11 protein-coding genes are annotated in these 14683 nt (G+C 44.6%); 1 reads left to right on the top strand and 10 read right to left on the bottom strand.

Annotated elements, in window-relative coordinates:
• Positions 1-15 precede the first annotated feature (15 nt).
• The 8 genes from K5620_RS04955 to prfB all read right to left on the bottom strand — a co-directional run bounded on the left by K5620_RS04955 (position 16) and on the right by prfB (position 11404).
• Positions 16-1575, bottom strand: a complete 1560-nt coding sequence (locus K5620_RS04955; RefSeq protein ID WP_016400332.1) for a cellulase family glycosylhydrolase — start codon at positions 1573-1575, stop codon at positions 16-18.
• Positions 1576-1827: 252 nt separating this feature from the next.
• Positions 1828-2574 carry a carbonic anhydrase gene (locus K5620_RS04950; RefSeq protein WP_016400333.1) on the bottom strand — a complete coding sequence of 249 codons (747 nt, stop codon included), beginning with the start codon at positions 2572-2574 and terminating at the stop codon, positions 1828-1830.
• Positions 2575-2748: 174 nt separating this feature from the next.
• A complete protein-coding gene (locus K5620_RS04945) occupies positions 2749-5403 on the bottom strand; it encodes an alpha-amylase family glycosyl hydrolase (protein ID WP_221077452.1) in 2655 nt (884 codons plus the stop codon).
• A gap of 157 nt (positions 5404-5560) precedes the next feature.
• Positions 5561-6985 (bottom strand): helix-turn-helix domain-containing protein, encoded by a 1425-nt coding sequence (locus tag K5620_RS04940; protein WP_016400336.1) that lies wholly within the window; start codon positions 6983-6985, stop codon positions 5561-5563.
• A gap of 78 nt (positions 6986-7063) precedes the next feature.
• A complete protein-coding gene (locus tag K5620_RS04935; RefSeq protein ID WP_215426334.1) occupies positions 7064-8053 on the bottom strand; it encodes a substrate-binding domain-containing protein in 990 nt (329 codons plus the stop codon).
• 105 nt (positions 8054-8158) lie between these two features.
• Positions 8159-8605, bottom strand: a complete 447-nt coding sequence (locus K5620_RS04930; protein WP_051147561.1) for a DUF1499 domain-containing protein — start codon at positions 8603-8605, stop codon at positions 8159-8161.
• Between the two features lie 160 nt (positions 8606-8765).
• On the bottom strand, positions 8766-10289 hold the full coding sequence (gene lysS / locus K5620_RS04925) for a lysine--tRNA ligase (protein WP_016400339.1): 1524 nt from the start codon (positions 10287-10289) through the stop codon (positions 8766-8768).
• Between the two features lie 16 nt (positions 10290-10305).
• Positions 10306-11404, bottom strand: a protein-coding gene (prfB, locus tag K5620_RS04920) for a peptide chain release factor 2 (protein WP_215426335.1) whose coding sequence is annotated in 2 segments (ribosomal slippage) — positions 10306-11328 and positions 11330-11404 — 1098 coding nt in all. Because the reading frame shifts where the segments join, the coding sequence is not laid out codon by codon here.
• Positions 11405-11753: 349 nt separating this feature from the next.
• Here prfB and K5620_RS04915 point away from each other — a divergent pair.
• Positions 11754-12182: a hypothetical protein gene (locus K5620_RS04915; protein WP_215426336.1), complete on the top strand. Its 429-nt coding sequence runs from the start codon at positions 11754-11756 to the stop codon at positions 12180-12182.
• 66 nt (positions 12183-12248) lie between these two features.
• On the opposite strand, the gene tyrA is transcribed toward K5620_RS04915, so the two are convergent.
• Both tyrA and K5620_RS04905 read right to left on the bottom strand, forming a co-directional pair.
• A complete protein-coding gene (gene tyrA, locus K5620_RS04910) occupies positions 12249-13373 on the bottom strand; it encodes a bifunctional chorismate mutase/prephenate dehydrogenase (RefSeq protein ID WP_016400343.1) in 1125 nt (374 codons plus the stop codon).
• Between the two features lie 13 nt (positions 13374-13386).
• On the bottom strand, positions 13387-14460 hold the full coding sequence (locus tag K5620_RS04905) for a 3-deoxy-7-phosphoheptulonate synthase (protein ID WP_040306856.1): 1074 nt from the start codon (positions 14458-14460) through the stop codon (positions 13387-13389).
• Positions 14461-14683 lie beyond the last annotated feature (223 nt).

The raw sequence follows: 14683 nt of genomic DNA, 5'->3' as shown, positions 1-14683 counted from the left end.
CTTAAATAACGGCAACTATTGGCAAACGCCACCGGTTACCGCGGTAGCCACGCCCGCGCCGGTTCCGGTAAAGCCAAATTCAACTGACTGCCCAGCAGCAACAGTGCTATTCCAAGCAAGGTTAGAAGCGGTGTATCCCTCGGCAGAATTTAACTCTGCATTCCAAGAGCTACTAATGCTTGAACCATCACTATACGCCCAGCTAACCTGCCAAGTATTGATGGGTTCGCTGCCAGTATTAGTGATAACCACCGCCCCTTGGAAACCACCTTCCCACGAGTTAACCACTACGTGTTTACAAGCAGCATTTGGATCAACAGGATCCGTTGGGTCCGTTGGGTCTGTTGGGTCTGTTGGGTCTGTTGGGTCTGTTGGGTCTGTTGGGTCAACAGGACCATCCACTATGCCACCCGAGCCCGCAGGTATTTCGCTACACATCGTGTAACCCACACAGTTACCGCCATTTTCTTGAGAGTGTCCGGCATCTTCGTATAAACAAATAGGCACAATGGTGCCGTAAAAATCACACTGTTGAACAACCGGCAGCTCTTGGCCATCAAATACAGAAGCAAGAACCGAGGTTTGTTTAATACCATTTTCGCCGTTGATTAGGCGTTTGCCCCAAGTAGTGAGTTTGCTGGCATCGAAGTTAACCGTCATATCCAGTTCAAATGTACCCGGCGCTGTATTACCAGACCAAGACCAACCTAAGTAGCCAATTTTATATTCTTCGGCCACCGCCAAAATAGCATCTTCATCCACATCTTGCCCTTGATGATCCATGCCAAACTCACCCACGATTAGTGGCATGTTGTGGCGGCTCAAAAAGGTAGATACGTAGGACTCGATCTTCTCGCGGTTTTGGTAAACCTGGTACATATGCACACTAAACATAATGTTGTTTAACGAATCTGCAGAAGCAACCTCTGTGGCATTGTCTAACATAATCTCCTGCCAATCTTGCCCCCAGTTTGCTGCATCAATCATTATGGTGTGGGTAAAGCCAGCATCTCGTAGCGTTGTTATCGCTTTTTTATGTTCATTTACATAGGTTTCTGCAGGTACATTGTTACCAAAGGGTTCGTTAGCAATGTTGATGATCACATAGTCTTCTTCACCCTTAAGCACATCTGCAAGTTCCACCCAATAAGCAGCTGTGGTTTGTAAATCGCCAGCCTCAGCTTTTTCACCTGATCCTGTGACGTCATGCACTTCAAGCACACAGACTAAGCGATTTAACTTACACATCTTAACCACTTTGGCCACGTCTTCTGCATCGTTTTTAGCGAACTGCTGACCATCACTTAGTACCACCCTCACAGTATTTGCGCCAGCTTCTGCAATGTCTCTAAACGCGCCTTGGCGATAGTTATACCAAGCGTGAGCATGATTTACCCCGCGCATAATGACCTCATGCCCGTTAGCGTCTAGCAGTTGAGTACCTGAGGTACTAAAACCTGCCACTGCAGGCAAACTAGACAAGGCCAACAAGCCCGCCGCTACACTAAGGCTTAATCGAGAAATAGGTTTAACACGCTTACTATTGTTGAGTTTTTCTAAAGTACTGATGTTCATATCGGTGACACTCCTTTTCAATTAATGACAAATAAAACTATTAACAAAATAAACAATAGATAAATAGTCAGAGAAATAACTCAACGAATAGTGGTTTCATAGTGATTTCACGAAATACATCAATACAGATCTAGTTTTAGGCAAAATTTAAAACCAGCCATTGACTAATTGTATTATTTTAAATCTAAAGAATATTTTGGCTATCAGTGAGACTGCCGGAACTAAAGCCCCGGCATATTGCTATTAGCGGATTTATTCAACAATGACCCGCGCATTAACTGCTTGAACAGGGCGATTGTTGGGGTGTTTCATTACTGCAGTAAAGTCTCGAATTTGCTGCTCGGAAGCACTAACTGGTTTTTTTAGCACCAACCAAGTGACTCCTTCGCTACACGGCGGTGTTGTTAATGAGCCATTAAAGCGGTAGTACTCGTGACTCTTTGGCCACAGCGCCAATCCATCTACCGGATCAAGCAAGGCTGCTTGCTCGCCAGCATGTTTGGGCATTTGCGCCCATGCTTTTGCCAGTTCTTGGTTTTCATCTCCTTGCTCGAACATTACTGCTACCACCGCCAGGTGACCATCTTCATCGGCATGTACAAAGTGCGCTTCCAGCGGGAATGACTTTCCTTTTAAGGTGTTTTCACTGGGTGAATGGAAATGAAACTGTTTTAACTCAAAACTATGCCCAGCAAGGCTAATACTGCTGCCAGGTTGGTAATTCACTTGAATAGTATGCCCATTGTTGATGACTTCACTGCCTGCGGCTTTATAACTAAGCGCCAGAGTTGGCAGCTCACCTTTGGTTGTGCCAGCAATATTAATAGGTGATTGATTTTTGCCGCTTGCGCAAAGGCTAAACTCGGGGGCTAACTCACCCCAATGCTCAGGCCCTTGATGACCAGAATAGTCCCAGTGCCCATTGCCTTGTGCCAATACACTGCCCGAAAAACCTAATACAGCACTAATCATTACACTTTTCAGTTGTTGCTTATTCATCCTTAGATCCTTGAATGTAAAAAGCCCATCGCAAGAAGCGATGAGCATAAACGGAAAAAAGGTTTTATCAATTTATTGATAACAAGATCAATAAAAATAAGAAACACACTGAATTTATTACAATTTAGCTGTAAATAAAGCCTTACTCATTGAAGGCTTTATCATCAATGTGGCTTATTCACTAAGAGTGATAATAGACAACTCATCCCAAATCTTTTCTTGGTCAGCCTCGCCACCAGAAAAATTCCACGGGCCAGCATCTTCAGCAAGTGGCCTATAAACAGCAGACAAACCATCTAGGTCCCAGGTAGAAAGGTAAAAACGGATACCGTCTAAACTATTTGGTCTACCAAGAGAATCACTTGCAAAGTCAAGATAGATAGCTTGCTGAGCCTTATCTACGGTCACTTTTGGTGCTGGTGTTACTGCTTCCCCCCAATTATCCGCATCGGCACCTTGAGCGTTATAAATAGAGCTTTGCCAGCCAAATATCACCGCATTTCGGCTCCAAGTACCACTAGGCATGTTGGCATTAATTTTTGGTAGAACGGTTGCGCTAGGCCCTTGGTCTTCGGGTAAATCAATAAACACGGTAAAACCTACGTGGTCGAAGCCATTTGGTGGCAACCAAGTATCGGTGAGTTTATCCATGGTGAGTTTAAGTCGAATGTTACTTCCTACGGAGTACACTTCAGCTTGGTTAATTGCTAGCTGGCTGTTTACCTTGTCAAAGCTAGGGTCACCTGGCAACGAGTAACTGCCATTAGGACCACCCGTTCCTTCTTGCACATCGTTGCTATCATCAATGCTTAGATCAGGTGTATCAGACCAAGCTAAATCTGAAGTGAAATGCACGTCGGCTAAACCGGCTTTTTCATCGGGTGAATAGATAGCAAAACGATGCTGCTGCTCACCAATCGCGAAATGTCGAGTTGATAACATGGCCGACCACTGCCCTTGCGAATCAACTTGTATGTCTGTTGCTGTGGCTAAGTTTCCGTTCACCACCAATTGCAATTGAGCATTTGCTTGAGCGCGGCCAGTTATCTGGGTATCAGCGCTAATCACTCGGTTTGTCCAATCTTCATCTAGGCTGATGCCCAAATTAGCAGTATCTACTTCTGCAATAGTATTCGTTTTAAAATACAACACCGCGGCTTTTGCTGGCAGTTCAACACTTACTTCACCGTTTGCATCAGCCACTAAACCCGCTGGTGCTTGTATCCAATTAGCTTGAATTTGCTGTTCAAATACCGTGCCTTCTGCTTGGTCTAGATCCAACCTGTTTAACAGCATGGGTTGATTAGCGGTATTCATTATTACTAGAACTTCTTGATCCGCTAACTGACGAGTAAATGCAAATACACCGGCACCCGACTTGTCGCTAGCCAACACCTCAATATCTCCACGCGTCATCACAGGATTATTACTACGTAGCGTCGCTAATTGCTGTATAAACAAATACATCTCGCTGCCGCTGTCGAAGGAGTCGAGCGACTCACCATCTTCGCGATAGCCTCCCTCAAACATCGCGTCTCGACTCGCACTCATTGCTTGTTCAGTGCCTTGATAAATCACCGGAATGCCCGGAATGCTTAACATGGTCATTAGCGCTTGTTTTAAATCTGCTTGGCTAGCTTGCGACAAAAAGCGCGGCATATCGTGGTTGTCGATAAAGTTGGGCAAAATGTAGGGATTAGGAAATAGCTCCATCATTTTTTCTAAACGGAACCGTAGATAGTCGGTAGGTTGTCCGGCAGCAAATACTCGTGTCATGGTGGTTTGCAAGGGGAAGTTAAGTAAAGAGGCTAGTTGTTTATTATCTGCATCCCCTAGGTAACTCAGCATTTTTTGCTCACCTTCGGTGTTATAAGCACTTGAGCTCTCGAATACTTCACCAAAGGTAAGAAAATTGCTCCGCCCTGTTTGCTCTGCTTGTGCCATTACTCCATCGTAGGCATGTAAAAAGTCGGTCCAAAACTCGTGCTCTACAAACTTGACGGTATCGATACGAAAAGCATCCACCCCCACCTCACGTATCCATTTTCTATAACTTTCTTTCAAATAGGCACGCACTTCCGGGTGAGCGGTATTTAAATCATCTAAATCAGACAGCTGCCAGTTTTTCTCCTGAATAGGATCGTTATGGTCGCTAATGCTTGGCGTCCAGTGGTAGATCCCAGAACCATCTTCATTACAGTTGTTTTGGTTTAAGGGGTAAGGTAATTCTTGCCCTTCAACTAAGGGGCTATCTATTAAGCGGAACCCTTGGCATGGCAAGCTTGAGTCGTATTCCCAAGGTTGATCATAAGTGAAATAGTTTCCTACATGGTTAGTCACAATATCTTGAATGAGGTACATATTGCGGCCGTGGATTTCTCGCGCTAAATCTTGGTAGCTGGTCAAATCACCAAAGTGCTCATCAACTTTTTGAAAATCTCTCGCCCAGTAGCCATGGTAACCACCATAATTTTGCTCATTATCCCACCACTGGTTAGCAACTGGTGGCGTTAGCCAAATCGATGTGGCACCAAGCTGTTGAATGTAATCTAGCTTGTCGGCTATGCCTACTAAGTCACCACCACTAAATTTTTTGTCTGAACTTGGGTCAAACTCCCCCTGCCCTTGATCGCTCAAACTAGGATCGCCATTGTTAAAGCGATCAATCATTAAAAAGTAGATAATTTGATCTTGCCATTCCGGTGATGCCACATAACTTCCGGTAGTTTCACTCTGCTGTTCATCGGAATTACAGCCACTTAACGCCACCGCAACTGATAATGCCACTATATTCAATGGTTTTAGTATGTTATTTCTTCCCCGCAACATATTTCATTCCTTTATGAGTTATCTTGCGGAGAACAATAAGCCAGACACCCATGGCGCGTAGTGTCACTTGGCGCCAAATAATATGCAGCAGCATGCCAGCTAAAGCATTCTGTGAACTTAGTAGCTATTTCTGAAGAGTAAGCTTATGGCTTATGGCTTATAGCAATGGAGGAACAAATTGATAGCGCTGCGGGTAGTGCTGCTCAGCTAATTCGTTATCGTGTTGGTCAAATACTCTAAAACGGCAATGCTCGGCGAGCGCAGGAAAAGGGCTGGATAAGGTCCAAATACTGTATTGTTTATTACTGCTCACTTGCTGCAGCGCCAGCGGCTGAGAATGCTCTCCCAGATAACAAAGTATTTTGCTGACCTGCTCTAATTGGCAAGCAAGCTCAATAAACAACTGGTAAGCAAAACCGGTTTTAATAATGCTAAGAGTGGGCACGATATAGGCCGGAGTCCCTAGTAGCAAACGCTCACTGACTAAGTAATCCCGCTGTTGGTTATCATCCACATAGCTTTCTCCATCTACTTCATAACGCAGACGAAAACATAAGGGGTGAGCAACCGGCAGGTTGGCGGTAGACCAAAGCTCGGTGCCATCACTTAAAAAATCGGCAAAAAATGCCGGGTAATGGCGCCATATGCCATCCCTGTCTTTACACTCAACGGTCACTACTTTTTCGAAGGCAATGTTATCCACTTCTAACCAAACTTGACCTTCTTGAGTATGTAACTCCTCGGCCTCGCCTATGGGTCCACGCGCATAATGTAAACGTACTGGCTGCGCTCTTAATTGACTGCGATTTTGCACACAACGCTGGCGATAAAAACTAGGGGTAAACTTAAACCTGCGACGAAATGAGCGGTGAAAATTAGAGGGGTCGTCATAACCTAAACGCAAGCCAATATTAGAAATAGGCAACTGGGTATCGGCTAACAAATTTAGCGCCAAAGTCTTCTTCTCATCTTCAACCAGTTGAGAGAAATTAAGCTGCTTCTCGGCTAAACGCCGCTGCAAAGTACGCGTCGACAAACCAATTTTTTTAGCCACAAGCTCTAGGTTTAGTGGCTTATCAAGTGAACGTTGAATAGAGCGTTTTAGTTGCAACTGTAAGTCTGGCGATTCAATCGATTGATGCAATAGTAGTGAATATACTTTTTTAGCAAAACTGTGGCTCGCCGATTTAGCCTGTAAGCTAAGCGGAAGCGCTTTAGCAGCCACCTGCAAACGTGTACCACTAAAATAGCAGGTAATCAGTGGATTGTTGAATTGCTGCAGCTGCTGATACAGGTTATCTAACAGTAGTTCACTCCAAGCAGGTAACACTTGTGAGTCACGGGTTTGTAAGCTTAGGGTTAAACCTTGCTTATCGTCGCTCACCTCAACATAAACACTTCTATCAAACAGAGAGAGGCTTTTACTCCACCACACCAAGCCCTCTTTTAGTGAAGGAGCATGCAGCAACAACATCGATTGCAAACACAATACATCGGCCAAGTGCCAGTATTCACCCGTTACTTGCAAGTGGGAATGACCAAGTTTTTTGGCTAAGGCAGAAATGACTGGAGCTTGATTCAAGTGATTGATCTAATGTAGAAATTTTCGCCAGTGTCTAACAAGCTGGTTAGCTTATCAATATAAAGATTGTAAACATGTTTACTGGCACATAGGTATTTGACCAAATACACAACGTTCCAGCTTGGTGTGTATTAATGGTTCTACCGCTTTACCTTGGTGAATGCTATACAGTGTATAAATAGATTGGTAGCCCATATCGTAAGGCGACTGACCAACATTGCCATGTGCTAAGCCTTGGGCTAATAGCCGCTTTTGTACTTCGAGGGTGTCACCAAAAATAAGCAATAAACGCTTTGATGCTAAACTATCACTATGCGGCGACACAACATCTGAGTATTTAAACTCCAAAGTTTGTGGCCACGCACCAACAGTAATAATTACATCAAGCAACTTCGGCTCATATTGATGTAAACGTAGCATTCTATCGAGATTATTTAATGAGCGCTGAGCCTCGTCATCGGAATAGATTGGGCAGCGACTAAGCTCTTCCCATAAATCACTTTTACCGCTGTTATTATTAAAGCCTAAGCCGGCATACACCCCGCTTATACGTTCCACCAAATTGGCTGCGCCCTTGTGTCCGGTAATAATGCAAAACGAGCCTCCTTGCGGTTTTAAAGCTTGGGTTAAGCGCCCCAGCTGAAAGCCAAACTGAAAGTTATCGGTTCCAATGTAGCTATGTCGTAGTTTGGGATCGGCTGCCAAGGCTTTTTCAGAAAAATCAGAATCAAATGTAACCACGGGGATTTGATTTTGCTTGGCCAATTGCATACTGCGGTGAGTAAGCACCCGAGAATTTATTACCGATACCGAAATACCGTCTAGCCCTTGCTCAATTTGCTGAGAAATAATTTGGTCTTGGTACCGTGCATCGGCCTCTTCAGGGCCAATATACACACATTCAACATCTAGCTCTGCAGCTGCTTGCAAACACCCTTTCTCAACATCATCAAAAAAGGGATTAGTAACGGTTTTGGGAACCACCAAAAAACGGGGTTTTGAGGAAACTTCGTTTGCAAGAGATTGACAGCTTACAAGAATCAACAGACTAAACAGACATGCTTTCACGGCATCACCAACTACCAATGAGAATACCCTTAAGCTAAGCCAATAAAGTCCATTAGGTAAAGCCAAGCTGCGCTAACTGCAACTTGGCTCACGCTTTTATGGTAATTATTCAGCTTCTAGGTATAACTTAGCAAACTCTTGATATCGCTGATTATTTATACCCATATCGGAGTAGCCAACCCGCGATTGAGAACGAAAATGGACTAACTGCTCGGCTTGGTCGAAGTGTAACTCTACATCATCGCGATAGCCTACCGTTGGACTATAAAAAACCGCGTGTACATATTGCTCATCTCGGCTAATGACTTGATTATTTGGCATATGAGCAAATGCGCGTAAGGCGGCTAGTTGAGTGCTTTTCAAATCGGCTTTAAATGGCAAGGCAGCTACTTTTTTATCGCCTTCGGCATAACTAGACACCCCATTTGGAGAACTGGCTAATGGCGCCAATCGACCCGATTGCAAACCTAGGTCACTTGGAGTGCTAAGGTTTTTGTAAACCATAAACCCAACTATAACCAGTACAATCACTACTATTCCTGACAACAGCATTTTCACTACCTTTCTCCCTTAATTACGCTAATTGCTTTTGACTAAACCAAGCTTACTCTCAATGAGCTTAGTCTTCGTTATCGCTACTATAACGAAAAAGCACAAAAAAAAAGCCACACACTGTAAAAAGTGTATGGCCTTTAATAGCTTATTTGTGAACTTAAGCTTGAGGACGCATCGCTGGGAATAAAATCACGTCGCGAATAGTGTGCGTGTTGGTGAAGAGCATCGCTAGGCGGTCAATACCAATACCTTGGCCAGCCGTTGGTGGTAAGCCGTGCTCTAGAGCGGTGATGTAGTCTGCGTCATAGAACATCGCTTCATCATCGCCAGCATCTTTAGCCTCAACTTGCGCCTTAAAGCGCGCATCTTGGTCTTCTGCATCATTAAGCTCAGAGAAGCCATTAGCCACTTCACGACCACCGATGAAGAACTCAAAACGGTCAGTGATGAAGGCGTTGTCGTCGTTACGACGCGCTAGCGGGCTAATTTCTGCTGGGTATTCGGTAATAAAGGTTGGCTGAATTAGCTTAGGCTCAGCAGTCTCACCGAAGATTTCTTCAAGTAGCTGGCCACAAGTCCAGAACTTCTCTACTTCAACGCCAACTGATTTAGCAATGCTAACCATGTGCTCGCGGTCTTGCACTTTGTCGTAATCTAAAGCTTGAATATCGGCATGCTCTGGGTTGTATTGCTTAATCGCTTGCAACATGCTCAAGCGTGGGTAGCTACCAGCAAACTCTACTGTCTCGTCGCCGTAAGGCATAGAAGAAGAACCTAGAACCTCAACTGCTACAGTGCGCAGCATTTCTTCGGTTAGATCCATTAGATCGTTATAGTCGGCGTAGGCCATGTAGAATTCCATCATGGTGAATTCTGGGTTATGGCGCGGCGACAGGCCTTCGTTACGGAAGTTACGGTTAATTTCGAATACGCGCTCAAAGCCACCTACCACTAAACGCTTCAAGTAAAGCTCTGGTGCGATACGCAGGAACATCTGTTGATCTAGCGCGTTGTGATGCGTGATAAATGGACGTGCGGTGGCGCCGCCTGGGATCACTTGCATCATTGGCGTTTCCACTTCCATGAAGTTCTTAGACTCCATAAAGCGGCGAATGCCGGCTACCAACTTGGAGCGCACCATAAAGGCTTGGCGTGAATCGTCGTTCACGATCAAATCAACATAACGCTGGCGGTAACGCTGTTCTTGGTCAGTTAAACCGTGGAATTTCTCTGGCAATGGACGCAAGGCTTTAGTTAGCAAAGCATACTCGTCCATGTTCACGTAAAGGTCACCTTTACCTGATTTGTGCAGCGCACCTTTAACACCAATGATGTCGCCAATGTCTAAGCCACCAATTTCCTTTAGCTCTTTTTGCACCGGCTTAGGCGCGTAAGCTTGAATGCGACCCGATACATCTTGAATCACTAAAAATGGTCCACGCTTAGCCATAATACGACCAGCGATAGCGGCTACGTTACCAGCAGCTTCGAGGTCTTCTTTAGATTGTTCGCCAAACTGTTGCTGTAAATCGTCAGCTAGGTGCTCACGTTTAAAGTCATTTGGGTGGCCGTTAGCCGAGCAAGTTTCGCGAATTTTGTCTAACTTAGCGCGACGCTCTGCGATCAGTTTATTTTCTTCTTGTGCTGCTTGTTCCAGACTTTGTTCTGTTTGTTCCGACATGTGAAAACCTTGCTCGTTACAGCCCTGACTTAAGGCTAGCTTCTATAAATTTATCTAAATCACCATCTAACACGGCTTGAGTATTACGGTTCTCAATACCGGTTCGAAGATCTTTAATTCTTGAATCATCTAAAACATAAGATCGAATTTGACTGCCCCAGCCAATATCCGACTTATTGTCTTCCGCCGCTTTTTTCTCGGCATTCTGTTTTTGCAACTCTAACTCAAACAACTTAGCTTTAAGCTGCTTCATAGCTTCGTCTTTGTTCTTGTGCTGCGAACGACCACTTTGACACTGCACCACTGTATTGGTAGGCAAGTGGGTAATTCGCACCGCCGATTCGGTTTTGTTTACGTGCTGACCACCCGCGCCTGAGGCTCGGTATACGTCAATGCGCAAATCACCTGGGTCAATGTCTACTTCAATGCTGTCATCAATTTCTGGGTAGATAAACGCCGATGCAAACGAGGTATGACGACGCCCACTAGAATCAAAGGGAGACTTACGTACCAAACGGTGCACGCCAGTTTCTGTTCTTAGCCAGCCGTAAGCATATTCGCCACTTACTTTAATCGTTGCGCCTTTAATGCCAGCAACATCACCATCAGAGACTTCAACTAACTCAGCTTTAAACTGGTGAGCTTCACACCAACGCAAATACATACGTAGCATCATATTGGCCCAGTCTTGAGCCTCGGTGCCGCCAGAGCCAGATTGAATATCGATGTAGCAATCGCTCTCATCCATCTCACCGGCAAACATCCGGCGAAATTCAAGCTTCTCTAACTGTTTAACTAAGTCTTCGGCCTCGGCTTGAGCTTCTTCGAAGGTTTCTTCATCTTCTGCTTCTACCGCCAGCTCAACCAAACCAGCGACATCTTCGATGCCTTGAGTAAGGTTGTCGATGGTTTTTACCACCAACTCTAGCGCTGAGCGTTCTTTGCCTAAGGCTTGCGCGCGCGCCGGGTCATTCCAAATTTCTGGTTGTTCTAATTCGCGACTGACTTCTTCTAACTGCTCTGCTTTTGCATCGTAGTCAAAGATACCCCCGGAGCACTTCTGTGCGCTCTTTAATATCTGCTAGTGAGTTGTTCACCGAATTAATTTCAAACATCCTGCAATGACCTACGTCGAAGTACCAAAAACGCGCAATTTTAACCAATATAGCGGGGAATAAACATAGTTAGGCGCAATGAATAGGCTAAATAAACCAGTTTTTTTGTTATCTCGGTGAATCGCAGCTTTAGCTAACCCACAATTTGCCAGCATTTCCATAAACTAAGGAGCTTTATAGCTAATGCCCAAGCGGCTTTTGGTTAACAGCTTCAGCTTTTTCTCAATTTTGTTGGGATTATAAATTAGTCGAATTCGTTAACTGAAACTTGCTGAACTGGAGATCTAGCATTAACTTAAACTAACAAGCCAATACAATTTCGTCGGTTTAGTGTTTGTGGGAGACGGCATTGCGAGAAGCACATGGTTCTATTGAGTTTTCACTTAATGGACAGATAATGGAGATTGAAGGCACAGGTCCTTGGAATCTTGAACAAATGGAAGAAAGCGGCGGTGCTGCAGCTCCTATATTAGACCAATTATTAGATTCGCCATGGGGAGTTTTAGCCACATTTCATGGAGAAACCTTTTACACCGAAGATGCAGCAAACCAATTAATTGAGTGGTTAAAAGTTGAAAAACAACGTGGTCGAGTTGCCACCGCCTTAATCCTTACCCATGCCAGCGTACCAGAGCTTGCTAAATGGCATTTAAGCCAAATATATATTCAAGCAGGGGAAACGGTACAAATATTTACTGATAAGGGTGAGGCGCTGAGCTGGTTAAAACAAAAAATTGCTGAATATGAACAGCAAGCGGCTTTCGAAGACCATCTATAAAAAATAAGCTAATAAAGCGCATAAAAAAGCCAGCCCTAAGGGCTGGCTAATCACTAACTACAAAACCTAAGAGCGTCGGCTGTCGTTAGCTTGCTGTAATAAGCTGCGGCTTTCTTTTAAGAACTCTTGCGAGTAATCACCAAACCAGTCACTCACTCGTTCAAAAGACGCAATAAAGCCTTCGCGATCTTTATTCTCTACCAGCTCAACCAATTCACCAAAGTGTTGGTGGTAACGCTTAATCATCGCAGCGCTCTGCTCTGATGCCATAATAATATCGGCATACAAATCAGGAGACTGGGCAAATAAACGTCCAACCATGGCCAGCTCTAAGCGATAAATCGGAGAGCTTAAGTCTAGTAACAGTTTTAAGTCTGCATCTTCCTGCGCCAAATGCATGCCATAAGCAAAAGACGTAAAGTGACGCAAAGACTGAATCAAAGTCATCGCTTTATCATGGCTTTCTGCTTCTACGGCATGTAAACGTGCGCCCCAAATGCCCATTTGCTGCAATAGCCACTGGTACTGCTCACCGCCACGACCATCGGCGTAAACGATAACCTGCTTAGCAAGACTAGGTACATCTGGGCCAAACATTGGATGCAAGCCCACTACTGGACCTTTGTGCACAGCCAACATTTTGTTTAGCGGCGCAGACTTAATACTAGTGATGTCGGCCAAGATACAGTTTTCAGGCAGATTACCTAACTGGGCAATCACCGTCTCTGTAAGGTTGATAGGCACAGAAACCAACACTAAACCGGCGGTAGCAAATAGTTCGGGGGCTTTATCCCAATCTTCTTTGCCAATGACATCAACTTGGTAGCCAGACAAAGTAAACATTTGCACAAACAAACGGCCTAGTTGCCCACGACCACCAATCACAACAATATTGCCAAGCTCAGGATTTATCGTTTTAAAACCACTGTCTTTTTCACTGGTATACGACTCACGCATCACTCGACGCAATACGTCTTCGATTAACGCTGGCGGCACACCTTTGCTTTCAGCCTCGGCGCGACGCTTAGCCAACATGGCTGCTTCGCGGTCCGGTGCATAAATAGGTAAACCGTGCTGGGTTTTAACTTCACCTACTTTATGAACCAGCTGAATACGTTGCTGTAGCAAATCTAGAAGCTGTTGATCCACTTCATCGATTTGGTCACGTAAAAGATTTAGAGCTTGAACCATGTTGTTTCCGTTATTATTTTTCTAGGCGTTTAGCTAGGCTGTCGCCAAGTTCGTTGAACATTTTGTCGATCAACGTTGCAGTTGCATCCCAATCAATACACGCATCGGTTACTGATACACCGTATTTAAGTGCTGATTTAGGTGCTTCACTTGGCTGGTTACCCGCTTCCAAGTTACTTTCTAACATTAAGCCAATAATTGATTTATTGCCTTCTTCAATTTGATTAATCACGTTAGCCGCAACCAAAGGCTGAAGTTCGTGGTTCTTGCTAGAGTTAGCGTGGCTGCAATCCACTACTAGGGTAGGTGCTAAACCAGCTTTTTCCATTGCTTGCTCAGCCAGTGCCACGTTTACTGAATCATAGTTAGGCTGTTTACCACCACGTAAAATAACGTGACCATCTGGGTTACCTTGAGTCTGCAACAAAGACACTTGACCTTGTTGGTTAATGCCCATGAAACGGTGCGAGTGAGCAGCCGATTGCATTGCATTAATTGCTGTACCTAAGTTGCCATCGGTACCATTTTTAAAGCCAACAGGCATAGACAAACCACTGGCCATTTCACGGTGAGTTTGTGACTCAGTAGTTCGTGCACCAATAGCAGCCCAAGAGAACAATTCTGATAGGTACTGCGGGCTAATTGGGTCTAGCGCTTCGGTGGCCACAGGTAAACCTAACTCGGCGGTCCAAGTTAGCAGTTCACGGGCGTTATGAAGACCAGTTTCCACATCAAAAGAGTTATCCATGTGCGGATCGTTGATGAAACCTTTCCAACCTACGGTAGTACGAGGCTTTTCAAAATACACCCGCATAACGATAAATAGGCGATCGCTATATTGATCGTGAAGTTTCTTCAGGCGCGAAGCATATTCTTTCGCCTGTTCTAAATCGTGAATAGAACAAGGGCCAGTAATAACCAATAAACGTGAGTCACGTTTGTGGCAAATATCGGCGATAGTTTTGCGCGACTGCAGTACAAATTGTAATGCTTCATCAGAAGCTGGAAGCTTCTCGCGTAACTGCTCTGGTGTGATAAGGACTTGTTCTGACGAGATATGAATATCGTTAATTGGATCTTTTTGCATTTGCTCTTTTACTCCGGTGGCGGATTTAGCCACACATTTCCTTTCCCATTTTGGGATTAATTATTATAGAAACCCATCACAATACCAGTGCTTGCACCATTTGCAAGCGGTCAAGCGTTACCAGCTTGTTAAGAGCTTTACCAGCGATTTTGGTAAGTCCTATTAGTTGCTGTAAACAGTATGCTAATATGCTGCTATCTACTGTGAATGCCAGATATCCTTT

It is taken from the genome of Agarivorans albus, assembly GCF_019670105.1.
Lineage (GTDB): Bacteria > Pseudomonadota > Gammaproteobacteria > Enterobacterales > Celerinatantimonadaceae > Agarivorans > Agarivorans albus.
Note: the sequence above shows the minus strand (reverse complement) of the source record. Positions and strands in the feature narration are given on the sequence as shown.